The following is a 25599-nucleotide window of genomic DNA, read 5'->3' on the forward strand; positions in this document are numbered from 1 at the left end:
TCAATAGATTGTTCGACCTTGTTCATCCGCAATGCCGCTCTTACGGTAGAAATACGTATTGATCATGTCCCGCCATTCCTTGGCATGTTCGGCCTGGTTGTCCTGTAATGAAGCAACTTTGCTGAAAATGTCCGGGTCGATTTTGCGCTCCAGCTGTCTCCATGTCTCAGCTAACGCCTCCGCCTGCGCAACACCCTCAAAGTGTGTATCATAAATATGCTGAATGACCGTTTTACCCGAATGCAGAACATGGGTGTACGGCACGTGGTGGAAAAATAAGATCAACTCGTCCGGACAGGTGTCCAAGGACTCATAGCGATCCGCATTCTCAGGGTGATACTGTGACGTGTATCCTGTGCCGCTGTTCACGGTTCGATCTACACCAATGCCATGACAATCGGCAAAGTGATACGTTCCCCATTTGGAATACTCGTATCCATCTACATTCGGTCCATAATGATGCTCCGGATTAACCATCCACCCCACACCGAGAGGGGCCGTATAATTCTCATAGATTTCTAATGAAGTCAAAAGCATGCCCATAACCTGCCGTACAACTTCGTCATCATGTCCAAATGTGAGTCTCACCCACTCATCGGCAATCTCTTCCCCGGACAGCTCCGGATTCCACGCAAGTCTTCCGTATCCATACAGATTCGCCTGCGCGAGTGGATGTCCTGTCCAACAGGCATCAGCACCAATGTTGGAGACTGCCGCGAAGCCACTGTGAGGTCGTTTATACAGAGAACCGTCCGCAATTCGCTTGATCTCTGAACCTTCGCCTTTGGCGTAGGTGTCAAAGTCCAAAACTTCTTTCCACTGGGGAACCAGATAACAGAGATGACGTTGTTGCCCGGTATACTCCTGTGTAATCTGGAATTCAATCACCTGATTCGTATGTTCCATGGCGCCGAAAAGTGGGGATACCGCCTCCCTCACCTGAAAGTCCATCGGCCCATTCTTGATCTGCAAAATGACATTGTCGGCAAAACGCCCGTCCAGCGGCTTAAAGTGGTCATAGGCTGCCCGCGCACGGTCTGTGGAACGATCCCGCCAGTCTTGTTTGCAGTTATAGACGAAACAACGCCAGATGACCAATCCACCGAATGGCCGAAGGGCTTCAGCCAGCATGTTTGCACCATCGGCATGATCACGGTTATACGTGAATGGTCCCGGACGATTCTCGGAGTCTGCCTTGATCAGATAACCGCCAAAATCCGGAATCGCTGCGTACACCTTGGCCGTTTGAATGTTCCACCATTCCCGTACCTGCGCATCCAGCGGATCAGCCGTAGGCAATCCACCAATCTCAATTGGACTCGCGTAGTTGGCGCTCAGGAACAATCTAATGCCATACGCTCTGAATTCAGCGGCAACCTTCGCCACATCACCAAGATAACGTTCCGTCAGAAACAGACTCTCACGGCGGTGTACATTGACGTTGTTGATCGATATGGCATTGATGCCCGTGGAAGCGAGCAAACGTGCGTAATCCCTGATGCGTCCCAAGTCCAGCGTGAATTCCCCGTTATCATAGAAAATGGAGTCTCCTGCGTAACCACGTTCAATGCTGCCGTCTACGTTATCCCACTGATTAATCATTCGTAGTGAATTGTTAGGTTGCTCTATAATGAAGCTCCACTTATTCGCAGCGTCATCGGCTTTACTTGCACTTCCTTGATCCATTGTCAGCTCTCGAAGCAGATGGAATGCGCCATAGAGCACACCTTGGGGGGTCTCTGATCCAATGACCATTCCACCCTCGGTCTCGTTCTCACGAATGATGTACCCTTCTCCTTGAACAGTTGAACGCTCTGTTTCGCTGAACAACCCAGCCACGGAATCGCTCCCTGTCCAAGTGCCGATTCGTATTGCGGGAGTGGAAGTGTGATTGTCCCGTTCAGCTTGCTGAGCGTCAGACAGATGGCTGACTGTCGGTTTCACGCCATACAGCTTCTCCAGTCCCCGTGAAAGTTCGGTCAGCGCTGTTGTGATTACTCCATGGTTCTCTTCCGCCAATATCAGCTTGCTCCAAGCAGGAGCCACCTTTGGAGCAAGTCCATTCGCTATTGGCAATTCGGAGTGATACCCCAGCCACGCATCATACTGCGGACCTGATAAGGCAGATTGAACAATAGATTGGCTCATTGTACCGCCTCCTTACTCGCATAGATCTGGGCAAGACGATTACCTTTTCCTTCGAGCAACCATAGAATCGACGTTACACCACGCGGGTAGTATTTGCTGCCAACCGCCACACCTGACAGGATCTGGTCACTCCAGCACCAGTAGGATTCCTCCGGATGCAGCAGCCAGTTGACATGCGCCGCGTCTGCTGCCTTGCCTGTCTCATCCCATTCCACGCCCAGTAACTCTCTAGCGATAAACTGGGACAAATAGATTTTGCTTAACCACGAGTTATTGCTGGTTGAGGACAGTTTCCAGCCGCCATCTTCAAACAGGCATGTTCCCGGCACAAGAACCGTCTTCAGATGAGTTTGGAGTGCTTTCAGATAAGGTCCAAAGCGACCATTCACATCCAGTGCTGCTTCACATCCTGTAAAGTAAGGGAACACCAGACCTTCAATCGAAGGAATGATTCGAGAATCATTATTCTCTGCAATAACTGCTGGAATGTAGCCGCCGTCAGTCAACTGTGCAGCAATGCTGGCAGCGCAGCGATCCGCCTGAAGCCCTGCTTGATGTGACAGTTCTGCCAACTTCTCCGTTGCGAACAGCTTCTCCAGTGCAACATAGACCGCCCAACATTTACCCGCCAGATAGATATTATTGCGAGACTGGCCAAGTGACACATCCAGACTGTCGTAAGTTGTAATTTCTGCTCCACCTTGGGTACGGCTGCTATCCAGACCCATCAGTCCGTTACGCTGTTCAGCGTTAGGATGGTCACGATTAAGCATGCTTTCGAAGCAATCCTGGATAACAGGCAACATATTTTTCACAAATGTTTGATCCTGTGTCTGTTCAATGTATACTGTCGCGCAGCAGAGCCAGTTCACCAGTTCCTCGTGGCTCATCTGTGAGAAGCAGTCATCAATGCCAACCAGTTCATATGCCGAGTGCCCGGGGCGTGAGAACACATTGGCAACACCAATATCATGGGTAAAGGTAATTCCGCCCGGATATAACTTCTCTTCCCCGGGGAAACGAACCTGATCCGTATAACTGTATCGTTTCACAAACCACTCCAGCTCATTACGCACCGTCCATGGATTCAAGGCAAGCTCGAAGTACAACTGATCAGCCGTCAGATCAAGTGTGTTCATCATGCGATACTCCCCTTCGTTCACCACCCAGAGTGGCTCACCCTCGGCATCCAGCAGTTGAGTACTGGCATAATAGCTGTGAATGGAATGAGCAAGCATGAATGATTGATCTTCGGTCAAAGCTCCTGTTCCAAGGCGCTGTTCAACCTCTCCACAGGATGAAGTCAACTCACTGAAGCGTTGGAGTGCATACGCTCCAGCTGCCTGAATATCGGAGAAATAGCGTGTATACCAATACGTTGTATCCATACCGGTGGTCACAATGCCTCCGCGATAAAAACATACGGCGAATTGATACGTACGTTTCTCTCCAGCCGGCACTTCCATCAGTAGTGCAGCGGTTGAGCCAAGTCCAAATGCCAGATTCTCCCGATGTTGCTCCTGCAAAAGTTTCTCCAGCGTAAATCCGCGTGCGGGCCACAGTCCGTCATCTGCCGACATAATCGCTGTGAGTCGACCTTGTCCCACACCTGTGATGGAGCCGCCTTCCGGCCCCCCAATCAGACGCATCGCAGAGTACGGATCATTGCCCTGATAGCCAAAGTAGGCTTTCCGTGAATGTTGACCTTGCGTATTGTCAATCGTCATCTCAACCAATACGGCAGGTACGAGTGCATCCATTAATTCTTCACGATCCCCACTCGTTGGATCCGGTACGGGACGTACAGGCGAGTAGATACGGAACGTCAGGTCTCCTGCAGTCCACGTATCCATGCCTGAGGTGAATTCACGGGTAATATCTTCATCACGAAAAGCCGTAATAAGAGGTTGTGAAACTTTGGACGCTGTGGTTGACGCCGTGTCCCCGTTATCCAACTTCTCTACATCATAGCGGCTGCTCTCATCCTCGGAAGCTTCATAAAAAGGAAGCGCCTGATAATTCTCTCCATCACGAGATTGTAATCCAATATATACATTCTGGTCTGCCGGTTTGCCGAGTTCAAGACCCAACCCGCCTTTGGCTCCTTTGTATCCCAGTGTAAAACTCGCAAAAGCACCAATTGGTGCATGATGTGCATTATAAAAGATGGATTTGGATGTGCTCACGTCATAACCCCTCTCAAAATAGTTTGCATACGTTTTCATTAGCCCCATCCTAACACGTGGTTCCACCTCAGACCATGATCAAATCAATCGGATATTTACCCAAATCAAGCTGATAGACTATAATGGATTAAAGCGGTTACACATAACCATTCCATATGATATAAGTGCGTGTTCAAAAGCGCTTTTTTTGAACAACCTCTATAAAGGGGGATTTTCCATGTCTTCAACGTACTTGCCTCCTACTTTGGGAGAAAGTGTCCATGAAGTTTTTTATCCAGATGTGCAAACAACCGTCAATCTGTTCGCCATTCATTTACGAAGTGTCGGTATGGACTGGGATTATCCGGCGCATGAGCATCCTCAATATGAATTGAATTATGTCACGGAAGGCGAGCAGCACATGATGGTGAACGGTACCCTATATATTCAAAAGGCTGGCGAACTGCTCCTGATTCCTCCAGGAAGCATTCATTCCAGCCAGAGCCATAACGGCAAGGGATTCACGTATTTTTGCATGCATTTTGACATTGATGATCCGTTGTTCCTATCGTTGCTGGCACGCATCAAACAAGTGCGATTCAGCGCGGATAGTCCGGTTACAAGGCAGATTGAGCCGGTTTTACGCAAATTGATGTCATCTGCGGATGATGAAACAGCCAATACAATGGTGCAGCGTATGCAGCTGCAATCTGCAGTATTCGAACTATTTGGCCATCTGTGGGAGGCGGTCTCGCAAGAGGCAGCGCAATGGTTCACCGACGGGCATGAAAAGATCGAACTTGCCCACCAGATTCGTAATCGACTGCAAGGCCTGATGAGTCAGCAATTCAAACAGGGACATGAATCGAACGGTCACTATGGCATTGATGATATTGCAGCAGAGCTGGGCATCAGTTCTTCTCACTGTAATCGCGTGTTCAAGCAGGTGTTCGGTCAGTCTCCCCGTGCTGTATTGTCCCAGCTGGTTTTGCATGAAGCGAAGCTTCTTCTGGGCAATCCGAAGCTGTCCGTGCAGAATATTGCCGTTATGCTTGGTTACAAGGATATTGCCCATTTCAGTCGTCAATTCAAGCGCTGGTCCGGCATGTCACCATCCCGCTACCGACAGGAAAAGCCTGCTCTGGAATAAAGTCCAGTAGCAGGCTGTTGGGCTTTCTTATTTATTTCAGCAAACGTCTAATCAACTTCAGCTTGTTATCATACGGTGGATACAGAATTGGCAGATTTAATTTGGTGCTTTTCTTCAGTACACTTTTCAGATGGGAGAAGGTTTCGAAGCTGTACTTCCCATGATATGAACCAACACCGGAATGACCAACACCGCCAAACGGCAGACGCGGATTCGCAACATGTGTGATCGTATCGTTAATGCAGCCGCCTCCAAAAGAAACTTCACGCAGCACTTTGTCCTGAATCCGGGTGTCGGAAGTAAACAGGTACAAAGCGAGTGGTTTCGGCCGCTTTACGATCTCAAAAATCGCTTCATCGAGGTTACGGTAGCTGATGATCGGCAGAATCGGTCCAAATATCTCATCTTCCATCGTCGCTGCATCCCAGGACTCTGCATCAATTAATGTAGGTTCAATGAAACGATCTTCCTCATCCGAAGCTCCCCCATATATCACTTTGGCCTGATCCCGTTCTATCAAAGTCGTCAGACGTTTAAAATGACCCTTGTTCACGATTCGCCCATAGTCCTTGTTGTGCTGGATATCCGTACCAAAGAAGGACACAATCGCCGCTTTCATCTCCGTAATTAACGATTCCTTCACACGCTCATGCACGAGCAAATAATCGGGTGCGATACAGGTCTGCCCTGTATTGAGCAGTTTGCCCCATATAATGCGCTGCGCAGCTACTTTGATATCCGCCTGTTCATCAACAATGACCGGACTCTTACCGCCCAGTTCCAACGTAACGGGAACGAGATTTTTGGCAGCTGCCTCCATTACAATCTTGCCTACCGGTACACTGCCTGTAAAAAAGATATAGTCGAATGGCGCGTTAATTAGTGCTGTTGTTGTGTCTTTTGCACCGTCAAGCACTTGTACGTAATCCGGTTCGAACACGCTCGCAATCATTTCACGTACTACAGCGGACACCGCAGGTGTATTCTCTGAGGCTTTGAGCACGGCTGTGTTGCCTGCCGCAATCGCACCTACCAATGGTTCGATTAAGAGTTGAAATGGATAATTGAACGGTCCGATGATCAGAACGGCTCCATAGGGTTCAGGTATAATAACACTTTTGGAACCCAGGAGTGCCATTTGCGTTTTTACTTTAACGGGTTTCACCCATTTATTCACTTTGCGAATGGTGTGTGTGATGCTGTCCATCATAAATCCGATTTCGGTCGTGTAGGATTCGAACTCACTTTTGCCCAAATCCTGATATAGAGCTTCAGTCAGTCTGGTCTCATACTTTTGAATCGCCTGCTTGAGTTGGTTCAGACGGGCTATTCGAGCTTCTGCCGATCTTGTGGCCCCGGAACGAAAAAACTCCCGTTGCTGCTCCAAAATCTGTTCAACTTCCTGACTGGTTACTTCCTGTATCGTTGTTGTCATATATACATACTCCTCTGTTTATTATTGATCAAGCGTTTAAACTTACGAACCTATATGACACATGCAAAAGCATGTTTTATCCCTATTAATCTACAGACACTCTTCTTCCAAAGCAGCTACCAGTTCCTTCAACAGTTCCACCGATGCATTCAATGAAGCCGAATAATAGCGCTGTGTTCCCTTCTGTTCCACAGATATAAGCCCCTTCTCTAACAACAGCTTGAGATGATGAGATATGGCTGGTCTGGATAGGCTGGACTGGTCGGTAATTTCATTCACCGTCATTCTGCCCTTCTCGGTGAGTGTCAGCAAAATGGATTGGCGATGGTTGTCACTTAACACCTGAAATAACGGGATACAGGTTTGAAAAACGCTAATTGCTTTTTGTCCCATGGTTTCACCTCCATACGATTCTTGTTCAATGTTTCTACGTACTATTTTCTATATTGAATGTCTGTTGGTTTAAACATTTGAACCTAATAGCTGAATTGTACTCTTTACTCTCTTAAACCGCAAGTGAATCATCAACTAAATTTAAAATAATGTCGATAAAGCGCTTCCATACTACCATACAAGTATGGTAGTATGTCAATGAAGGAGTTGAAGTTGTGGAATATACCCCAAAGTTATCATCCAAAGCCGATTTGTTACCTGCTGCGAGCAGTATGTCTTCCATGAATAAGAACTCTTACTCGACGCGAGATGTCGTTTACTACACGCTGAAAAAACTCATATTGAGTCTGAAAATGCCTCCGGGAACAGCTATTTCCGAGAAAGAAATTTCGCTGGAGTTTCAGGTCAGCCGGACACCTGTTCGAGAAAGTTTTGTAAGGCTTGCTCAGGAAGGTCTTCTGGAAGTGTACCCGCAGCGTGGCACATACGTTTCTCTGATTCAGGTCAATCTCGTTGAGGAAGCACGGTTTATGCGCGAACAGCTCGAACGAGCCGTCATCAGGCTCGCCTGCGAGAACTTTCCAAACGAACAGATGGTGGCACTGGAACAGAATCTTGCGTGGCAACAGGAATGCAGGGTCAAACCGGATGATGAACGAATGTTCCAATTGGATGAGGAATTCCATAGCACTCTTTTTGCAGGCTGTAATAAAAGCAACATCTGGACTGTTATCCAGCAGATGAATGTACATTTGAATCGAAGTCGTATGCTTCGGCTGTCCTCCGACCACCAGTGGGATCACCTGATTGAACAGCACAGGTCCATGGTCAAGGCCATTCAGCAGCATGATGCCGATACAGCAGAGCGACTGATGCACGAACATTTGCATTTAACTGTCACCGATTTGGCTGTCCTGCAGGATACATATCCTTCCTATTTTCAATGACTTAATTTTTCTTCCTACTATTCATGATGAGGTGAACGTGATGAGAATGGTTTTTCGCTGGTTCGGCGAAGGCAATGATACGGTAACGCTGGATCATATCCGGCAGATTCCGGGTGTTGAAGGTATTGTGTGGGCACTGCACGATGTTCCTGCTGGCGAGGAATGGCCAATGGATAAGATACTCGCTGTCAAAACGGCAGCGGACAAGGCCGGGTTACATCTGGATGTCGTTGAGAGTGTGAACATCCATGAGGATATCAAGTTGGGTCTGCCATCAAGAGATAAGTACATTGCGAACTATATTAAAACGATGGAGAAACTGGCTCAGGTGGGTGTGAAGGTCATCTGTTACAACTTTATGCCAATCTTCGACTGGCTTCGCACGGATATGCACAAGGAAATGGAGGATGGCTCAACGGCCCTCTTCTATGAGCACAGTAAACTCGCTGATATAGAACCCTTGGAACTGGTTCGTCGCATTACCGAAAACTCTGAACTAACAATGCCAGGTTGGGAACCGGAACGATTGCAGTATTTAACAGGGCTGTTCGAAGCCTACAAGGATGTTACCGAGGATCATATGTGGGAGCACGCACGTTATTTCCTGCAAGAGATTATTCCGACAGCCGAACGTCTGGGAATTCGAATGGCCATCCATCCGGATGATCCGCCTTGGCCAATCTTTGGATTACCAAAGATTATTACGAGTCAGGAGAATGTTCGAAAATATTTGAATCTATATGATAGTCCTTATAATAGCGTGACGTTATGCAGTGGCTCTTTGGGAGCAAATGCAGATAATGATATTATCGGGATGATACACGAGTTCAAGGATCGGATTCCATTTGCCCACATTCGTAATGTCAAAATCTACGATAATGGCGACTTTATCGAAACCTCACATCGCAGTCAGGATGGCAGTGTTGATATTGCAGGGGTTGTTGAGGCTTATCACGATATCGGTTATGAAGGATATGCAAGACCCGACCACGGTCGTCATCTCTGGGGAGAACAGTGCCGACCTGGCTATGGGCTCTATGACCGGGCTTTGGGGATCATGTATCTCTGGGGCGTCTGGGATTCCCTGCAAAGGAGGACAAAAGCATGAGTGAACACCCATATGAACGCTCCTCTCGTCTCGAAGGCAGAACAGCTGTAATCACCGGAGGTGCTGGAGTATTATGCCGCTCCATGGCGGAAGAGCTCGCTCGGCACGGTGCAAGTGTAGCCATCCTGAACCGCACCGTGTCCAAGGGGCAAGAAGTTGTAGCGGCGATTGAAGCTGCCGGTGGCAGAGCGATTGCTATAGCCTGTGACGTAACCCAGGCCGATAGTGTGCAAGCGGCGGCGGATGCTGTACTGGAACAGCTTGGACCATGTGATATTCTTATCAATGGCGCGGGTGGCAATAACGCCAGTGCCAACACCACAAATGAAATTTTCAGATTGGAAGATCTGGAAAAAAGCGATGTCACTACATTTTTCGATGTAAGTGTAGAGGGATTTCGTCAGGTGATGGATCTGAATTTTGTCGGTTCGCTCATCCCCACTCAGATTTTTGCAAAACATATGATAGAACGCAATGTTCCCGCCACTGTCATTAACATTTCTTCCATGAGCGCCCCATCGCCCATGACCAAAGTTCCTGCATACAGCGCTGCGAAGGCAGCCATTAACAACTTCACGCAGTGGCTCGCCGTTCATCTGGCCGAATCCGGTATTCGTGTCAATGCTATTGCCCCCGGGTTTTTCCTGACTGAGCAAAACCGTAATCTATTACTGCAACCAGACGGCTCACCTACGGAGCGTTCCAGTAAAATTATCGCTCATACACCCATGCGCCGCTTTGGCAAACCGGAGGATCTGCTGGGCACGTTGATGTGGCTTGCGGATGAAAGACAGTCCGGCTTTGTCACAGGCACGGTCATTCCAGTAGATGGCGGATTTATGGCGTATTCCGGTGTTTAACGATTAACGTGTAAATGAATCAGTTCAACTAATATAGGTATTTAATGAAACCGAAACTTGGGATACTTACCCATGCTTCGGTTTTTTTGCGTTTAAGCATAAGATCATCCAGCCTAGGAAAAGCTTGTTATAGTAACTATGCAAAGTGAAGTAAAGGAAGGTGAACCATAAATGATGGAAGAAACATGGGTTGTCACCGTTCGTTCAATTATCACCTTTATAACCTTGATCATCTATACAAGGGTGCTAGGTAAACAACAAATGGGTAACCTGACGTATTTTGATTACATTAACGGGATCACTATCGGTTCCATCGCAGGAACATTTGCGACAGATTTATCTTCGAAGGCATGGATTCATTTTGTTTCGCTGACCATTTTCACACTGATCACGATCATCTTTCAGTTCGTAACGATGAAAAGTAGAACCCTCTCCAAATTGATGGATTCCGATCCTACCCTGGTGATTCAGGAAGGCAAAGTTCTGGAACAAAACCTGCATAAAATGCGTGTGAAATTTGACGAACTGACCGTCATGCTTCGCCAAAAAGATGTATTTGATATTACTACAATCAACTATGCTATCATGGAGCCCGATGGCAGTCTCTCTGTTGTGTTAAAACCTGAGCATCAGCCTGTTACCGCCAAAGATATGCATATGCATCCCCCGAAAAGCAAGCTGATGACCGAACTGATCATTGATGGTGTTCTGATCAAACAGAACCTGTATGAGAGACATAAGGATATCAAGTGGCTCACCGAACAACTGAAAAAGCAAAAAGTGACGATTCAAGATATTGCATTTGCTGCCATTCTGCCCAATGACAAATTGTACATTGATCTCTTTGATGATCGTTTTAACGAAAAAGTGGATATGGGTGACTATGAAGGACCATTCTAAATGTTCACATTGCGGGAGGTGGTTGAATGAAAACACGTTTCTGGTTGCTATATGTACTTCCAATCTTTTTGATCTTGCTATTCGTAGCGATCATGGCTAGCGGAACATATCTCAAAAAACCATTTGGTACCCAAGATCGCTTACTCGAATCAGTGCAAACGCTGGAAAAAAACGTTGAGGGCAAACAGTGGACGGCAGCCAAGTCACAGATTGATTATGCGATGAAGGCCTGGGATAAAATCGTCAACCGCATTCAGTTCAGTGTGGAGCGTGAAACGATATATGACATTCTGGGCACCCTTGCTCGGATGAAGGGCGGCGTTGCAGCACAGGATGATAAGGCGATTATGGAGGAGATTTATTACTTTTATGTGTTATGGGATAATCTTGGCGATTAGGTTCAATGTGTTCAATATCAGATGTACGTCCAAAAGCAAAGGGCACTCACCTTTCATGAAGAAAGGAAGTGCCTTCTTTGTTTTTGTATAAGTTTACATCCGTTACGCTCTTCGTAATCCCCGAGACCGTGACGATCGCGAAGTTCCTTCTTTGCGGAAAAAGAGACTGAGTGCTCCCTTGGCACACCACAGTGCAAACAAAGCAAACAGCGTTCCCCAGAATAGCGCCGGAAGGAATGTCTGCTGAGCGAGATTCGCCGCATCCCCTGCCCGTGAAGGTTGTGTCCAGGACATCAGTCCAACGTATACAGCACTAACGACCGACTCTTCCAGCGTAAGAAACGCCAGTAACAAATAATAGTACTTCATGATTTTGGCACCAAAAATCATAATGACAACGTTAAGTACGATGAACCCGGTCAGCCATAACATGCCAAACTCCCCTCTTACATATAACAGGAGTGACACCAAAGCGACAGCCGTCATAATCCCGAGTCCCCACATATGCAAGCCTTTGCGGTATAAGTAAAACAACAGCCAGGCGAACAAGGATGCACTGATATATCCCGCCAGAGAAACCAGAATCGATCTGCCTGGCGTCAGCATGGACGAATACGTTACACCGCTATGATCAGCATATAATTCAATCCGCAGCACTTTACCCGACAATACCAGTGTCATTAGTGCATGACCGAATTCGTGAATCATCGTATCCAGGTTACGGAACAAGGACGAGAATGGGATGAATCGTGTAAGAAAGACGGAGCCTAGTAGAAAAAGTATCGTTTTGACCCACTTATTCAATCGTGCCATACCTCCTTTACCTTCAAATAAACAAGTTATCCTTTATACTACGCTTTTTTCACTCAATTCGTTTCGGCTTCCGAACTGTAAGGCACAGTGCTCCATCCACCAGCAGAAGCTCCGATTGTGTCCAATGAAAAAAGAAGATAGATCATAGCGGCCCTTTCCAGCCTCTAGCGTAACGAGCAGTCGATTCCGCATCCGACGGCATGCGTAGTGCACGAATTGATCCGCAACTTCACTCTGCACAAGGGTAACATACGCATAGAGGGAATGATCAACAGGTTCATCGAGCGGACTCACCCCTGCACATGAAAATTCCGTCTTTACTCCCGCCTTTTGAAGTATGGACAGTGCCTTCACAAGCTCGGCATCAACTTCAACACCGTTCCAAATCTCCGTTTTCTTCGCGGATACCGTATGTTTATCACGTTCCGTCCACTGCATCAGCTCGAGCTTGCGTCGTCTCCATAGATGGGCAGGCTGTTCACTTAACAATACTTCATGTTCCTCATTTAAACTCATCTAATGCGTCCTCCTGTTATCCTTGATCCGGTCCCTCATTCAACAAAGAGAGAGCACATGACTGTGCTCTCTGCTTCGCAAAAAGGCAAAGGAATGCCACTCCATTCCTCAGCATGTTGTATTATTGTACCTTTTTCGGTGAAAGGCATCAAACAGATCTTTAATTATTCGTTCAGCGCCAGTTTCAGTGCCTCCAGATTCTGTCTCATCACACTAATGTAGTCCATTCCCGCCGCGATCTCTTCCTCGGTGAGTCCCTCAATCGGGTTCAATACAGCCGTTTTGGCCCCCACTTCACTTGCAATTGTCTCAGACACTTTGGATGAAACCAGTGTTTCGAAGAAAATCGTCTTCACTTGATGCTCTTTCGCAAAATCAATAACGGATGCCATCTGCGCTGCCGAAGGTTCTTGTTCAGGGGATAGCCCGGCAATAGGTACCTGCTGCAGATCATATTCTTTCGCCAGATAACCAAATGCAGCGTGTTGAGTGATGAAATCCTTGCGTTTGCTATCCGTCACAGCCGCCTTGAAGTCCTGATCCAGTGACTCCAATTGAGCAATGTAAGCATCTGCATTTTGCTTGAACTGTGCTGCGTGTTCCGGAGCAGCCTGCGCCAATCCCGCTTCAATATTGCGCACTTCCGTTACAGCCAGTGCTGGTGACAGCCATACGTGGGGATCCAGCCCACCGTGATCATGCCCATGTCCTTCTTCTCCCTCGGCGTCATGATCATGGTCATGTTCTTCTGTAGTCGCTTCATCTGAATGATCGTGGTCGTGATCATGCTCTTCTGTAGTCGCTTCATTCGCATGGTCATGATTGTGATCGTGTTCTGTTGCCTCTGAATCTTCATGATGGTGATCATGCTCTCCACCTTCAAGCAGGTTGATACCCTTACTTGCTTCCACCTGAATGAGCGAAGCATTGCTCAGACTTCCGGTGACCTGATCAATCCATGATTCCATCCCCGCACCATTGTATACAAGCACATCCGCTTTCTCAATGCTGGCAATATCCTGAGGTGTTGGCTCCCAATCATGAGGCTCCATACCCGCTGGAACGAGCGTATGTACATCCGCTAGGTCACCTGCTACATTTTTAGTGAATTCGTACATGGGATAGAAACTAACCTGTACGTTTAATTTTGTGATTTCCGTCTCGGCTGGAACGGGAATGCCCGTCGGAGCTGCGCTGGTATCGGAAGCGGATTTCTGTCCGCAACCTGCGACGATAAGTGTCAGACTGAACAACAGTCCGAGTGCTGTTTTTTTACTGAATTTCATGTGATGTATTCCTCCTTGAATGGATAACTAACGTTGCCCGCTGTTCTTGTTGATTTCTCTCTTTACGGTGACGCTTGCGGTTGTATCGTGCAATCAGCTTTTGCGCTGATATTCCAGTCAATAGGAAAACCAACAGGATGAGAGCAATCGTTCCTCCCGGTGGTGTATTTAGATGGTAAGATGTTGTCAGTCCGCTAAAAATACCGATTACCCCCGTGGTTACCGCGACGATCATCGCTTCTGTAAAACTGCGAGATACTCGGAGTGCCAAGGCAGCGGGCAATACGATGAGAGCAGATACCAGCAACACACCGACGATCGGCATGGCTGATGCTACAGTCATTCCTGTCAGAATGGCAAATGCAAACGATAATCCTCTCACCCCAACGCCTCCAATGGAAGCTGTCTCTTCATCAAACGTAAGGCTATAGAGCGGTCTTCGGAGAATGATGAAAAAAAGCAAACCCGTGACACACATACCTGCCATCATCCATAACTGCATATCGCTAACCGCGACAATTGATCCAAATAAGTATGAGCTGAATGTTTTGGACAGATTCGTTTTCAGACTCATCAATACCACAGCAAGGGCTAGCCCCGAGGTCATAATGATTGCAACAGGAACCTCGCTATAAGTTCGGTAACTTCGACGCAGTTGTTCAACCAGTAATGCACCAATAATGGCAATGGCGAATCCGCAGATGACCGGGTTAAGATTCATGACCGAACCTATTGCTACCCCTGCGAGAGAAACATGGGATAACGTGTCTGCCATAAGAACCTGCCTTCTGAGCATCAGATAGACACCCAGAATCGGAGCTATGACCCCTATCAGTCCACCTGCCCAAAAGGCACGTTGCATGAATTCGTACTCAAACAATGCCATTCCTCACTTTCTTGCCGCTCCAGAGTTATGGTACGGTCCAATCGATCTCCCATTTCTTCCAGCCCGTGAGTAACCATAATAATTGTTAACCCATGAGCATCCGCATAATGGCGCATCAGATCGTAGAAGCCCTCTCGGCTGCGTCGGTCCATTCCCGTTGTCGGCTCATCCAGTACCAGGACTTGCGGTTGCCCAGCCATGGCTCTGGCAATACAGATCCGCTGCTTCTGTCCACCCGACAGCTCACCGACACGTGTATTCCGATATTCCCACATGCCGACCTCACGCAAACTGCGTTCAACGATGGCATCCTGCTCCGATGTAAATCTGCGAAAAAGTCCCAGTCTGGTATAACATCCGGATCGGACCAGTTCGTTCACCGTGCTGGGAAATCCAATATTAAACGATGCCACCTGCTGGGGCACATAACCGATATTGGATGTGTTCCCACGTTTCATCTGGGGACTCATATGTATCGTGCCGCTCCAGGGCTTCAACAGCCCCAGCAGCAGCTTTAACAAGGTTGTTTTGGCAGAACCATTGGGGCCAGTGATGCCTATGAACTCTCCCACATGGATATCCAGCGACAGTTGATCAATGACCGGCTCTTTGCCATAGCCGAATACAACATCACGCATGGAAGATAGTATCATGCCACTCCCTCTTTTCGTAAATATTACGATTTAAAGATAACAAAAAAATTTATCTGGTTTCCCGATGGATCGTCATTTTTTTCAAACGCGGGGAGTACTTCTTCATCTCCAGACGCTCTGGATGGTTACGTTTGTTTTTGGTTGTTGTGTAGTTGCGGTCCCCGCACTCCGTGCAGGCTAAGGTTACAATGACTCTCATGGTTGTTGCCTCCTCTTATTTAATCGTAATTATTACTATTTATTGATAGTAGCTGATGGTATTTCTTTTGTCAACTCCGTATCTGCTACAGTAATAATTGTGTGCACATTATAATTTCATATGATATACTGCTTTGGTATCATTATACTTTTACCTACGGAGGAACTAGATGAAGATCAAAAAATCAACTTTTATTGGGTCATTGGTAACATGCAGTTTGGCTTTCGGTGCCCTGGGTGTAGCAGCTTCAAACGGAATTCAGGATATTGAAGCAGCACTCGACAGTAATATTAGCTTCAAAGTGAATGGTTTGTCCTGGACGCCTAAAAGCGAAGCTGGAGACAAACTGATTGCACTGGTGTATGAAGGTAATGTATACTTGCCTGTCAGTACCACAGCAGAAGCATTGGGAGCCAATGTATCTCTGAATGTTAGCAACAAAGTTGTAAGTATCACCAATTCAGGTGGCGGTAAGTCTAGCGGTTCAAATAATAATAGTAGTGCGGGTTCTGAAGATTCAAGTAAATCAAGTAGTTCAAGTAACTCAAGCACTTCAGGTTCAATCAAGATGACTGGAACTGACGCTCAGATGATAGTCAAATTGCAAAAAGAATCTATAGCACTGATTAAAATGTATGGTAAAGCACTTAAAACAGGCAGCACTAGTGAATTTGATAAATACATAGAGTCCAAAGTTATTGAAAATGCTGAGATCGACTTCTTTGATCGTGGCAAACAATATCAAAAAGATAAATTCAAGACCAAAGTCAAAGGTCTAATTGCAGCAAATGATAAAAAAACATTGACTAAATATGCAGATCAATTGATTAACATCAAGTCAGCTGATTTTAAAGTTATTTCAATGAATGACAAAACTAAAATAAGTAAAAGCTACAAAGCTGTTTACTATCCTCAAGGATGGACAGGTTCCTTTGGAGTGAACCTTTCGTTTGTGTTTAGTCCACAAAAAGACGGCAACGGCGATTTTTATCTCGGTGATTTGTACTTTAACTAAAATGCTTTAAGCAGTACTATCTTTATCTTCAGGTGCATACGTGCACTTGAAGATTTTTTCCATTTAACTGTCAACTCCACGCTGGAAAAGGATCTTTCAGTTCACGCCAGTTCATCAACATCTCTTCTTCGGTAAGAAGAGTCTCATCCAGCGTACGTTCAATCTCTGCCCGGTCCATGTCAATGCCGATGAATACCAATTTTGTCACCCGATCGCCCCACTCATCATCCCAGTCGGGTATACTTGGCAGCGTGTCACCAAAGTGAAGTTGCCTTTCCTCCTCACTCATCGCACCTACCCATATTCCTGCTGGTGCAAGCTGCTTAGATGTACCTGCATGACTGAAAGAAATCGCCATATGGTTTCTTGTCGCCAGCCACATCAGACCTTTGGATCGCACGATGCTATCTGGATATTTCGCAATCCAACGCAGCAGCCGTTCCGGGTGGAATGGACGTTTACGATGATAGACAAATGAATGAATTCCATATTCTTCAGTCTCCGGGGTATGTTCTTCTTTCATTAATTCGCGGATCCAACCCGCGGACTGGCTTGCTTTTTCAAAATCAAAACGTCCTGTATTCAATATTTCTCTCGGATCAATCTGCCCATGTGTCGTGCAAATAAGCTTGGCTTCCGGCTGCATGGCGTGCAGGGCCTTCTCAAGCTTCGTCAGTTCTTCCTCTGACACCAGATCACATTTGTTCAGAATCAGCACATCACAGAATTCCACCTGATCCGTCAGGAGATGAACGATTCCGCGAACATCGTCCTCCCCGGCTTGCTGTCCACGGTCCTTCAGTGTTTCTTTGGAATAAAAGTCACGCCAGAACTGAGCAGCATCGACTACCGTAACCATCGTGTCGAGACGAGTGAATTTCGTCAAATCAATGCCTAGTTCCTCATCAATATACGTAAACGTCTGCGCAACAGGTACCGGCTCACCAATACCCGTGGATTCAATCAATATGTAGTCAAAAGAACCATCGAGTGCCAGCCGCTCGACTTCTTTCAGCAGATCCTCCCGCAACGTGCAGCAGATGCAACCATTGGACATCTCTACAAGCTTCTCATCAATGCGCGATAATCCTCCACCATCTCGTATTAAACCTGCATCGATGTTAACCTCACTGAGATCATTCACGATGACAGCAACCCGCATTCCCTCGCGGTTATGAAGCACATGATTGAGCAGTGTCGTTTTGCCTGCACCCAAATATCCACTAAGTACGGTTACTGGAACCCGATGTTGAACCTGTTGATCTGACATTTCTGCTTCCTCCACTCTATTTTAAATTGTAATGACACATCTTCTCTCCGACCCTATGAAGGATCAAAAATAGACTCGTTTTCATTAATCGTAATAATTACTATTAAAGACGAACAATCCGAACTATACCTCAGTTTTCTTTGGGTTGTCAACTCTAATATGATGAAGAATTTTGATTAATCGTAAAAATGTTGATTAGAACATAGGAATGATGTATGTTACCGCATGTACAAGCATATATTTTAACAAAGTCCTAGTTGTGGAGGTCTGTTTCATGAAAATGGCAGCCAATCTGAAGCTCCTGTCCTTCCTGATCCCTTGTGCATTTCTTGTTCCCGTGTTGATCACAATGGCTCCAGACCTGAAGGAAGCATGGAACAGTGAAGCTTTGCAAAATATGAAAACCGTATTCATAGGTATCTTTCTTGAAGCCGCACCTTTTCTGCTCATGGGTGTGTTATTGTCCTCGCTCATGCAGTGGTTCGTATCCGAAGAAATGGTCCGCAAACTCACGCCCAAGAATCCGATCGGTGGTGTGCTGGTCGCGGGACTGCTAGGTATAATTTTTCCCATCTGTGAATGTGGCATGATCCCGGTAGTAAGACGGTTGATGCACAAAGGTATGCCAGCCTATATCGCAGTGACGTTCATCTTGAGTGGTCCCGTAGTCAATCCCATCGTATTTACCGCAACCTTGCTCGCCTTTCCCTCCCATCCTGAGATTACCATTGCCCGCATGGGACTGGCCTTTGCTGTAGCAGCTTCCATAGGTATGCTTGTGTATGTGTTTGTTCGTCGAAATCCCCTTCGGATGCCAAAGGTCCCAGTGACAGAGGTTAAGACACATCCTGGATTCAAAATGGCTCAACCTCATGCTCATACACACGCAAATGCTCATGACCACAACCATGTGAAAAACTGGCGCAGCTTCTTCATTCATGCCGGAGACGAATTCGTCGATATGAGTAAATATCTGGTGATCGGTGCCCTGATTACAGCCTGCATCCAAACCTTCATTAGCCGCAGCGATCTGATCTCACTTGGTAATGGTCCTGTCGCCTCCTATGTGTTCATGATGGGCTTCGCTTATGTACTGTCTCTCTGCTCCACTTCGGATGCGTTTGTGGCTTCTGCGTTCTCTCATACGTTTGCACTGGGGCCGCTGGTCTCCTTCCTCGTGCTGGGTCCAATGCTGGATTTCAAAAGCACCCTGATGCTGCTCTCGACCTTCCGTACCCGGTTTGTTATTGGTCTAAGTCTAGCAATTATCACGCTTGTCTTCGCCGGCTCGTGGCTGGTTAATCTGCTGGTATAAATGTTGAGCAACATACTTCATGACATGAAAGGTTAATCCCATGAACTTTCATCCTGACTATGAATAGAGATGAGGTGATGATATGAACAACACGGTCTATACGATGACCAAACCTCCCGTTCCAAGATCACGCATCATTGAATGGCATAACCTGATCCGTGCGGGCTGGATCGGCGGGTTGGCAGTTTACATTATTCACTTGAATTCAAGTGATTCACTTCATTATTATTTGGCTCCTACCATGCAAAAACTGCTGTTATGCTGCCCTGTTCCCTTATTGTTCATTGCTGTTATCATGGCCTGGCATGGACTGTTCAGTAGTAACGAAGTTCATTGCGACTGTGAGCATCCACCGCCTTCCGGATTCCTGCGCAGCTCGTTGGTATATGGTCTGATTGCCATACCCTTATTGCTGGGGTTTCTGTTACCTGATCGGGCTCTCGGCAGCTCTATGGCCAGTCAGAAAGGCATGTCTCTCACCTATGCCCCTCCCGAGATTCGTCGCAAAGAGCCTTTACCTGATCCGGCAACGCAATTGAATGTACAAGATCGTACACAACAGCCAGCGGCTGTTCAGTCTGCATCGGCCACCAAAGTACAATTCATTCCCCCAGACGAGTATAGCCGCGAATTCGCTGAACTGGCAGAGAAGTTGTATGCAGAACAGGTCATCCGAGTCTATCCCGAGATCTTCTCTGAAACCCTCGGTACGATCGATATGTTCCAGCGACAATTTGCAGGCAAAGATATCTCGTTAACCGGGTTCGTTTATCGTGACAAAAGCATGGATCATGAATCACATTTCGCACTGGGACGGTTTCTCGTCATGTGCTGCCCCGCTGATGCGGCTCCCTTTGGCGTGATGATTCACATTCCAGAAGCGGATAGCTTCCCTACAGACAGCTGGGTGCAAATCGATGGCAGCATCGGCTCTGCACAGGTGAACGGTAAGGATACGATTGAGATTCGGGCCACCAAGGTGACACCTGTAGCCGAGCCGTCCACGCCGTATATTTATACCAACGCAGATTCGGTGATGGCGTATGAGAAAATAAAGAGCCAGTAGTTGCTAGTAGTAGTAACAACCTGCACCTCAACGACAAAAAGCCCCAAAGCGATGGATTACATCGCTTTGGGGCTTTCATGTTCAGTCAGACATGAGATTACATCTCTGCTGCTAAGATTTATTATTCTGTTACGATATCATGAACCAATACAGGCGCATCGGCATGATCCGCAATCGTAATGTTTTCTTTGATCTTCGCGATGACGTCTGCTACGTCTTCACGGTTCGCATGAATCGTTACGAGGGACTCACCAGCTTTAACTGGGTCACCGACTTTTTTGTTCAGCATCAGACCAACCGCGAGATCGATCTCGGACTCTTTCGTTGCACGGCCTGCGCCGAGCAGCATTGCCGCTGTTCCGATTTCGTCAGCGACGATTCCGGCAACGTAGCCGTCTTTGTCGGCTGGCACTTCAACCAGGTATTTTGCTTGTGGCAAACGATCTGGATGATCGACAACCGAAGCGTCTCCGCCTTGGTTTGCCAGGAAATCTTTGAATTTCTCCAGTGCTTTACCGTTCTGGATCACTTCTTTCAATTTCTCCTCAGCATGCTCCAAGGAATCTGCCTTGCCAGCAAGGAATACCATCTGACGTCCAAGTGCCAGACACAGTTCTTCCAGATCTTTCGGACCTTTCCCTTGCAGGGTAAGGATGGCTTCTTTTACTTCAAGTGCGTTACCAATCGCCAGACCCAATGGTTGGGACATATCGGAGATAACCGCCATCGTTTTACGTCCAACATTGTTACCGATGCTTACCATAGCATGTGCCAACTCTTTAGCATCTTCCGTTGTTTTCATGAATGCACCGGCACCCGTTTTCACATCCAATACGATCGCATCTGCACCTGCTGCAATTTTCTTACTCATGATGGAGCTGGCGATCAGTGGAATGGAGTTAACGGTAGCTGTCACGTCGCGCAGGGCATAGAGCTTTTTATCTGCTGGCGTGAGGTTACCACTTTGTCCGATAACTGCAACCTTGTGTTCGTTGACGAGACGAATGAACTCTTCTTTTTCAAGCTCTACGTGGAATCCAGCAACGGACTCCAGCTTGTCTGTTGTACCACCTGTGTGACCAAGTCCACGTCCGGACATTTTGGCAACAGGAACATCCAGCGCAGCGACGAGCGGAGCGAGTACCAGTGTTGTTGTATCTCCCACTCCTCCTGTGGAGTGCTTGTCTACTTTGATACCTTCGATGGCAGACAGGTCAATCGTTTCACCGGAATTCACCATCGACATGGTCAGGTCCGCGCGTTCCTTGTCTGTCATGTCTTTAAAGAATACCGCCATAGCCCATGCGCTGACTTGATAGTCCGGGATCTCTCCTTGTGTGTATCCTTGAACAACAAAGTCAATCTCAGCAGTTGTCAGTTCTTTACCGTCGCGTTTCTTGGCAATAATGTCTACCATTCTCATGATGATCTCTCCTTGTGTGTGTATTGATTGTATTGAACACTTTGTAGTTAGACCGTTTCGGCCCCGGATCGTTCTTGTGATCGCTGTTGTCTCCAAGTTTTTTTTGATCCATTTTACAATGGAGAAAACTCGGAGACAGCGTATCCTTCCGAAGCAGCTTTCTTTCAGAAAGCTTTTAGGCGAACGCTTCGCTTCTTCAGAATCGATTCCGGGTCCTTCACTCCGTACTTAAAACAAAAGTTTCGATTAAAATCAATTGATATTGAATATAAAATACAACAATTACAGTGTGATTGCTGTATCGAGGGCAACTACCATCATATCGTTGAACGTTTTTTGACGCTCTTCGGCGGATGTTTCTTCGCCTGTCAGCAAGTGGTCACTCACTGTCAAGATGGTCAGTGCGTTAACACCAAACTTGGCAGCGATGGTGTACAGTGCCGTTGTTTCCATCTCTACGCCGAGTACGCCATGTTTCATCAACTTCTCGGTTACGGAACGGTCGTCGCGGTAGAAAGAATCGGAGCTGAACACGTTACCAACGTGAATTTTCATGCCTTTAGCTGTTGCACGGTCATATGCTTCTTTCAGCAGGGAAAACGTAGCGATCGGTGAGAAATCATATCCACCGAATACGTGTTTGTTCATGCTGGAATCTGTACATGCTGCTTGTGCAAGGATAACGTCACGTACACGTACATGCTCTTGCATACCGCCACAAGTACCTACACGGATCAGGTTTTTCACGCCATATTCACTGATTAACTCGTTAGCATAGATTGCAAAGGAAGGGATACCCATCCCTGAGCCTTGCACCGAAATACGGTGTCCTTGATATGTACCTGTGTAACCGAGCATTCCACGAACCTCGTTGTAACATACAACATCTTCAAGGTACGTATCTGCAATATACTTCGCGCGCAAAGGATCTCCTGGCAAAAGGATCGTTTCTGCGATATCTCCGGGTTTTGCTCCAATATGTGTACTCATGAATGAATCTCCTCCAGTTATATATAGTCTATTATGAGGGCAGGAACCGGAGCAGCGACGAAGCTACTCCGACATCCCTATCCCATGTTCTTAAAAACTTATTTCAAATCCTTCAGGAAGCTTGTGCCGTATTCTGGCATTTTCACTCCAAAGTTCTCGGCTACGGTTGCACCAAGGTCAGCAAATGTGCTGCGCAGATCAAGCTTTTTGCCCTCGCTGAAGCGCGGAGAGTAGGCAAGCAACGGTACATATTCACGTGTATGGTCTGTACCACGATATGTTGGATCGTTACCATGGTCAGCTGTAATCAGCATCAGGTCATCGTTGGTCATTTTGGCAAAAATCTCTGGCAGCCTTGCATCATAGTCTTCAAGCGCCTGAGCATACCCTTGCGGATCACGACGGTGACCGTACAGGGCATCAAAATCAACCAGGTTCAGGAAGCTGAGTCCAGTGAACTCTTCATCCATCGTTTCAGACAACTTGTCCATGCCATCCATGTTGGAGACGGTACGAACAGCCTTGGTCACACCTTCACCATCGTAAATGTCCGCAATTTTACCTAAAGCAATTACATCAAATCCGCCATCTTGCAATTCATTCATAACCGTACGACCAAAAGGTTTAAGTGCATAGTCATGACGATTCGCAGTACGTTTCCAGTCACCGTTCTCACCTACAAATGGACGTGCAATAATACGGCCGAGCATGTACGGATCTTCAAGGGTAATTTCACGGCAGAACTCACAGATCTCATACAGTTCTTTCAGGGGAACAACGTCTTCATGTGCTGCAATTTGCAGAACCGAATCCGCGGATGTGTAGACGATGAGCGCACCCGTTTCGACATGTTCTTGACCCAACTCATCCAGTATTTCCGTGCCGCTGGCCGGTTTGTTACCGATCACTTTGCGGCCCGTTTTCTCTTCAATGCGCTGAATCAACTCATCGGGAAAACCATTTTCGAACACACGGAAAGGTGTATCAATGTATAGACCCATCAGCTCCCAATGACCTGTCATGGTGTCTTTGCCTCTGGAGGCTTCCTGCATCTTGGTGTAATACGCTTTAGGTGCATCCGCTACAGGCACACCCTCAATTTCTTTGATGTTGGACAGTCCGAGACTAGCCATGTGAGGCATGTTCAGACCTCCACGTTCACGAGCAATGTGACCAAAGGTATCCACATCAAAATCATCAAATTCTGCTGCATCCGGCGCTTCGCCGATCCCTACAGAATCCATAACGATCAGATGTACTCTTTTAAATGTTGACATAACCTAAGCACTCCTTCCAATAATCCGGTTTACAAGAACAGTCCGGCGATGATCGCTGATAATACACTGACAAGCGATGCACCGTAAAGCAGTTTCAGACCGAAGCGGGCTACCACATTACCTTGTTTCTCATGAAGTCCTTTCACCGCACCGGCAATGATACCGATGGAGGAGAAGTTCGCGAACGATACGAGGAAGACGGATACGATTCCTGTTGTTCTCGCAGATAATACGGTCTCCTTCGCTAACGCAAGCATGGCAACGAATTCATTGGATACCATTTTGGTTGCCATAATACTTCCCGCCTGAATCGCTTCCTTCCAAGGAACACCCATAATAAAGGCAAGTGGTGCAAACACATAACCCAGCAGTTCCTGGAACGAAATGCCAAGCACCGCGCTGAAAATTCCGTTAACCAACGCAATCAAGGCGACAAAACCGATTAACATCGCAGCTACAATGATGGCGACTTTAAATCCATCCAGGATGTACTCGCCCAGCATTTCGAAGAAGGATTGTTTCTCCTCTTCCTGCACTTCCAATATATCTTCTTCCTCTGTTACCTCATAAGGATTTACAATGGAAGCAATGATAAAACCGCCAAACAGGTTGAGCACGAGTGCCGTAACCACATATTTCGGATCAATCATGGACATATAGGCACCGACAATCGACATCGATACCGTGGACATCGCTGAAGCACACAAGGTGTACAGCCGATGTTTTGGCAACAACCCAATTTGTTTTTTCACAGAAATGAACACTTCAGATTGCCCCAATACAGCCGAAGCAACCGCGTTATATGATTCCAGTTTGCCCATTCCGTTGATTTTGCTTAATACCAGACCAATATATTTTATAACAAAAGGTAAGATTCGGATATACTGCAGTATCCCAATGAGTGCAGAGATGACAACAATCGGCATCAATACGCTGAGGAAAAACGGTGTGCCTACGGTATCTGCACCTACGGTGGTCAAATCGCCAAATACAAACGCAATTCCTTCATTCGCATAATCAAGCAAACTTTTAAATACGGACGCGAAGCCGCCAATCAACCATGTCCCGACTCCAGTATTCAGCAAGGCGTACGCCAGGATCACTTGTAAAACAACCATAACGACCAGTGGCCGGTAGCGAATCTTCTTTTTACCGTTGCTTGCGATATAAGCCAGTCCAAAAACAACGAGTAAACCAAGAAGGGCAATTAGAAATTTCATTTGATCTCTCCTTTGAAGGTAGTCAAGCTGGATGTGGAATCAGCTCAAAGGTTTGTAAGCAGTCTAAATCATGAATCTTTCAGAAAAATTATTAAGCGCTTACATTATGTTCCGTTATTTAAAATTAAAGTATAAATTGTATTCTCTGTACCTGAGTCGAATGCCC

The 25599-nt window shown here is 46.8% G+C and carries 24 protein-coding genes; 9 read left to right on the top strand and 15 right to left on the bottom strand.

All coding sequences use genetic code 11. The annotated features are described in order from the left end of the window. Both ABTV53_RS15650 and ABTV53_RS15655 read right to left on the bottom strand, forming a co-directional pair. Entirely contained in the window at positions 1 to 2148 is a 2148-nt protein-coding gene (locus ABTV53_RS15650; RefSeq protein ID WP_433743915.1) for an alpha-glucuronidase family glycosyl hydrolase, read from the bottom strand. Beyond that, positions 2145 to 4373 carry a glycoside hydrolase family 52 protein gene (locus ABTV53_RS15655; protein WP_433743918.1) on the bottom strand — a complete coding sequence of 743 codons (2229 nt, stop codon included), beginning with the start codon at positions 4371 to 4373 and terminating at the stop codon, positions 2145 to 2147. The genes ABTV53_RS15650 and ABTV53_RS15655 overlap by 4 nt, the downstream gene beginning before the upstream one ends. A gap of 178 nt (positions 4374 to 4551) precedes the next feature. Here ABTV53_RS15655 and ABTV53_RS15660 point away from each other — a divergent pair, with 178 nt between their 5' ends. After that, positions 4552 to 5463: an AraC family transcriptional regulator gene (locus tag ABTV53_RS15660; RefSeq protein ID WP_433743921.1), complete on the top strand. Its 912-nt coding sequence runs from the start codon at positions 4552 to 4554 to the stop codon at positions 5461 to 5463. A gap of 31 nt (positions 5464 to 5494) precedes the next feature. Here ABTV53_RS15660 and ABTV53_RS15665 read toward each other — a convergent pair whose 3' ends face one another. Beyond that, positions 5495 to 6898 (bottom strand): aldehyde dehydrogenase, encoded by a 1404-nt coding sequence (locus ABTV53_RS15665; protein WP_433743924.1) that lies wholly within the window; start codon positions 6896 to 6898, stop codon positions 5495 to 5497. A 90-nt stretch (positions 6899 to 6988) separates the two neighbouring features. Then, positions 6989 to 7291, bottom strand: coding sequence for an ArsR/SmtB family transcription factor (locus tag ABTV53_RS15670; protein WP_421890177.1), 303 nt, complete (start codon positions 7289 to 7291; stop codon positions 6989 to 6991). A gap of 272 nt (positions 7292 to 7563) precedes the next feature. On the opposite strand from ABTV53_RS15670, the gene ABTV53_RS15675 reads away from it, so the two are divergent. The 5 genes from ABTV53_RS15675 to ABTV53_RS15695 all read left to right on the top strand — a co-directional run bounded on the left by ABTV53_RS15675 (position 7564) and on the right by ABTV53_RS15695 (position 11504). Further along, positions 7564 to 8238 carry a GntR family transcriptional regulator gene (locus ABTV53_RS15675; protein WP_421891200.1) on the top strand — a complete coding sequence of 225 codons (675 nt, stop codon included), beginning with the start codon at positions 7564 to 7566 and terminating at the stop codon, positions 8236 to 8238. Positions 8239 to 8278: 40 nt separating this feature from the next. Then, positions 8279 to 9346: a mannonate dehydratase gene (gene uxuA / locus ABTV53_RS15680; RefSeq protein ID WP_433743929.1), complete on the top strand. Its 1068-nt coding sequence runs from the start codon at positions 8279 to 8281 to the stop codon at positions 9344 to 9346. Next, positions 9343 to 10206 carry an SDR family oxidoreductase gene (locus ABTV53_RS15685; RefSeq protein WP_421890184.1) on the top strand — a complete coding sequence of 288 codons (864 nt, stop codon included), beginning with the start codon at positions 9343 to 9345 and terminating at the stop codon, positions 10204 to 10206. The genes uxuA and ABTV53_RS15685 overlap by 4 nt, the downstream gene beginning before the upstream one ends. A 171-nt stretch (positions 10207 to 10377) precedes the next feature. Beyond that, positions 10378 to 11106: a DUF421 domain-containing protein gene (locus tag ABTV53_RS15690; protein ID WP_433743932.1), complete on the top strand. Its 729-nt coding sequence runs from the start codon at positions 10378 to 10380 to the stop codon at positions 11104 to 11106. 26 nt (positions 11107 to 11132) lie between these two features. After that, positions 11133 to 11504, top strand: coding sequence for a DUF4363 family protein (locus ABTV53_RS15695; protein ID WP_433743935.1), 372 nt, complete (start codon positions 11133 to 11135; stop codon positions 11502 to 11504). A 102-nt stretch (positions 11505 to 11606) separates the two neighbouring features. Here ABTV53_RS15695 and ABTV53_RS15700 read toward each other — a convergent pair whose 3' ends face one another. The 6 genes from ABTV53_RS15700 to rpmG all read right to left on the bottom strand — a co-directional run bounded on the left by ABTV53_RS15700 (position 11607) and on the right by rpmG (position 15857). Continuing rightward, a complete protein-coding gene (locus ABTV53_RS15700) occupies positions 11607 to 12308 on the bottom strand; it encodes a M50 family metallopeptidase (protein ID WP_433743938.1) in 702 nt (233 codons plus the stop codon). Between the two features lie 42 nt (positions 12309 to 12350). Then, complete coding sequence (locus ABTV53_RS15705; protein WP_433743941.1) at positions 12351 to 12833, bottom strand: hypothetical protein; 483 nt, start codon at positions 12831 to 12833, stop codon at positions 12351 to 12353. 164 nt (positions 12834 to 12997) lie between these two features. Continuing rightward, a complete protein-coding gene (locus tag ABTV53_RS15710; RefSeq protein WP_433743943.1) occupies positions 12998 to 14119 on the bottom strand; it encodes a metal ABC transporter substrate-binding protein in 1122 nt (373 codons plus the stop codon). Then, positions 14106 to 15005, bottom strand: coding sequence for a metal ABC transporter permease (locus ABTV53_RS15715; protein WP_433743946.1), 900 nt, complete (start codon positions 15003 to 15005; stop codon positions 14106 to 14108). The genes ABTV53_RS15710 and ABTV53_RS15715 overlap by 14 nt, the downstream gene beginning before the upstream one ends. Beyond that, positions 14951 to 15658 carry a metal ABC transporter ATP-binding protein gene (locus tag ABTV53_RS15720; protein WP_433743949.1) on the bottom strand — a complete coding sequence of 236 codons (708 nt, stop codon included), beginning with the start codon at positions 15656 to 15658 and terminating at the stop codon, positions 14951 to 14953. The genes ABTV53_RS15715 and ABTV53_RS15720 overlap by 55 nt, the downstream gene beginning before the upstream one ends. Positions 15659 to 15707: 49 nt before the next feature. Beyond that, positions 15708 to 15857, bottom strand: coding sequence for a 50S ribosomal protein L33 (gene rpmG, locus ABTV53_RS15725; RefSeq protein ID WP_036613813.1), 150 nt, complete (start codon positions 15855 to 15857; stop codon positions 15708 to 15710). A gap of 169 nt (positions 15858 to 16026) precedes the next feature. Here rpmG and ABTV53_RS15730 point away from each other — a divergent pair, with 169 nt between their 5' ends. Then, positions 16027 to 16872 carry a hypothetical protein gene (locus tag ABTV53_RS15730; RefSeq protein ID WP_433743952.1) on the top strand — a complete coding sequence of 282 codons (846 nt, stop codon included), beginning with the start codon at positions 16027 to 16029 and terminating at the stop codon, positions 16870 to 16872. A gap of 70 nt (positions 16873 to 16942) precedes the next feature. On the opposite strand, the gene ABTV53_RS15735 is transcribed toward ABTV53_RS15730, so the two are convergent. Then, positions 16943 to 18142, bottom strand: a complete 1200-nt coding sequence (locus tag ABTV53_RS15735; RefSeq protein WP_433743954.1) for a GTP-binding protein — start codon at positions 18140 to 18142, stop codon at positions 16943 to 16945. 274 nt (positions 18143 to 18416) lie between these two features. Between ABTV53_RS15735 and ABTV53_RS15740 the strand changes: the two genes are divergently transcribed. Together ABTV53_RS15740 and ABTV53_RS15745 are read left to right on the top strand one after the other, a co-directional pair. Further along, positions 18417 to 19457, top strand: coding sequence for a permease (locus tag ABTV53_RS15740; protein WP_433743957.1), 1041 nt, complete (start codon positions 18417 to 18419; stop codon positions 19455 to 19457). An 82-nt stretch (positions 19458 to 19539) separates the two neighbouring features. Next, positions 19540 to 20523 carry a TIGR03943 family putative permease subunit gene (locus ABTV53_RS15745; protein ID WP_433743960.1) on the top strand — a complete coding sequence of 328 codons (984 nt, stop codon included), beginning with the start codon at positions 19540 to 19542 and terminating at the stop codon, positions 20521 to 20523. Between the two features lie 121 nt (positions 20524 to 20644). On the opposite strand, the gene ABTV53_RS15750 is transcribed toward ABTV53_RS15745, so the two are convergent. The 4 genes from ABTV53_RS15750 to ABTV53_RS15765 form a co-directional block, all read right to left on the bottom strand. Beyond that, positions 20645 to 21946: a pyrimidine-nucleoside phosphorylase gene (locus tag ABTV53_RS15750; RefSeq protein WP_215077629.1), complete on the bottom strand. Its 1302-nt coding sequence runs from the start codon at positions 21944 to 21946 to the stop codon at positions 20645 to 20647. A 282-nt stretch (positions 21947 to 22228) separates the two neighbouring features. Next, on the bottom strand, positions 22229 to 22936 hold the full coding sequence (deoD, locus tag ABTV53_RS15755) for a purine-nucleoside phosphorylase (RefSeq protein WP_017688193.1): 708 nt from the start codon (positions 22934 to 22936) through the stop codon (positions 22229 to 22231). A gap of 98 nt (positions 22937 to 23034) precedes the next feature. After that, the gene (gene deoB / locus ABTV53_RS15760; protein ID WP_433743964.1) at positions 23035 to 24213 is read right to left on the bottom strand and encodes a phosphopentomutase; all 1179 of its coding nucleotides are present in this window, start codon (positions 24211 to 24213) and stop codon (positions 23035 to 23037) included. Positions 24214 to 24242: 29 nt separating this feature from the next. Continuing rightward, complete coding sequence (locus tag ABTV53_RS15765) at positions 24243 to 25433, bottom strand: NupC/NupG family nucleoside CNT transporter (protein WP_421890218.1); 1191 nt, start codon at positions 25431 to 25433, stop codon at positions 24243 to 24245. Positions 25434 to 25599 lie beyond the last annotated feature (166 nt).

Origin of the sequence: Paenibacillus amylolyticus (genome assembly GCF_050990605.1) — a bacterium.
Taxonomy (GTDB): Bacteria; Bacillota; Bacilli; order Paenibacillales; family Paenibacillaceae; genus Paenibacillus; species Paenibacillus amylolyticus_H.

Coding starts and splice junctions, on each gene's coding strand:
- ABTV53_RS15650 (WP_433743915.1), bottom strand. CDS start 2,148: ATGAGCCAATCTATTGTTCAATCTGCCTTATCAGGTCCGCAGTATGAT.
- ABTV53_RS15655 (WP_433743918.1), bottom strand. CDS start 4,373: ATGAAAACGTATGCAAACTATTTTGAGAGGGGTTATGACGTGAGCACA.
- ABTV53_RS15660 (WP_433743921.1), top strand. CDS start 4,552: ATGTCTTCAACGTACTTGCCTCCTACTTTGGGAGAAAGTGTCCATGAA.
- ABTV53_RS15665 (WP_433743924.1), bottom strand. CDS start 6,898: ATGACAACAACGATACAGGAAGTAACCAGTCAGGAAGTTGAACAGATT.
- ABTV53_RS15670 (WP_421890177.1), bottom strand. CDS start 7,291: ATGGGACAAAAAGCAATTAGCGTTTTTCAAACCTGTATCCCGTTATTT.
- ABTV53_RS15675 (WP_421891200.1), top strand. CDS start 7,564: ATGTCTTCCATGAATAAGAACTCTTACTCGACGCGAGATGTCGTTTAC.
- uxuA (WP_433743929.1), top strand. CDS start 8,279: ATGAGAATGGTTTTTCGCTGGTTCGGCGAAGGCAATGATACGGTAACG.
- ABTV53_RS15685 (WP_421890184.1), top strand. CDS start 9,343: ATGAGTGAACACCCATATGAACGCTCCTCTCGTCTCGAAGGCAGAACA.
- ABTV53_RS15690 (WP_433743932.1), top strand. CDS start 10,378: ATGATGGAAGAAACATGGGTTGTCACCGTTCGTTCAATTATCACCTTT.
- ABTV53_RS15695 (WP_433743935.1), top strand. CDS start 11,133: ATGAAAACACGTTTCTGGTTGCTATATGTACTTCCAATCTTTTTGATC.
- ABTV53_RS15705 (WP_433743941.1), bottom strand. CDS start 12,833: ATGAGTTTAAATGAGGAACATGAAGTATTGTTAAGTGAACAGCCTGCC.
- ABTV53_RS15710 (WP_433743943.1), bottom strand. CDS start 14,119: ATGAAATTCAGTAAAAAAACAGCACTCGGACTGTTGTTCAGTCTGACA.
- ABTV53_RS15715 (WP_433743946.1), bottom strand. CDS start 15,005: ATGGCATTGTTTGAGTACGAATTCATGCAACGTGCCTTTTGGGCAGGT.
- ABTV53_RS15720 (WP_433743949.1), bottom strand. CDS start 15,658: ATGATACTATCTTCCATGCGTGATGTTGTATTCGGCTATGGCAAAGAG.
- rpmG (WP_036613813.1), bottom strand. CDS start 15,857: ATGAGAGTCATTGTAACCTTAGCCTGCACGGAGTGCGGGGACCGCAAC.
- ABTV53_RS15730 (WP_433743952.1), top strand. CDS start 16,027: ATGAAGATCAAAAAATCAACTTTTATTGGGTCATTGGTAACATGCAGT.
- ABTV53_RS15735 (WP_433743954.1), bottom strand. CDS start 18,142: ATGTCAGATCAACAGGTTCAACATCGGGTTCCAGTAACCGTACTTAGT.
- ABTV53_RS15740 (WP_433743957.1), top strand. CDS start 18,417: ATGAAAATGGCAGCCAATCTGAAGCTCCTGTCCTTCCTGATCCCTTGT.
- ABTV53_RS15745 (WP_433743960.1), top strand. CDS start 19,540: ATGAACAACACGGTCTATACGATGACCAAACCTCCCGTTCCAAGATCA.
- ABTV53_RS15750 (WP_215077629.1), bottom strand. CDS start 21,946: ATGAGAATGGTAGACATTATTGCCAAGAAACGCGACGGTAAAGAACTG.
- deoD (WP_017688193.1), bottom strand. CDS start 22,936: ATGAGTACACATATTGGAGCAAAACCCGGAGATATCGCAGAAACGATC.
- deoB (WP_433743964.1), bottom strand. CDS start 24,213: ATGTCAACATTTAAAAGAGTACATCTGATCGTTATGGATTCTGTAGGG.
- ABTV53_RS15765 (WP_421890218.1), bottom strand. CDS start 25,433: ATGAAATTTCTAATTGCCCTTCTTGGTTTACTCGTTGTTTTTGGACTG.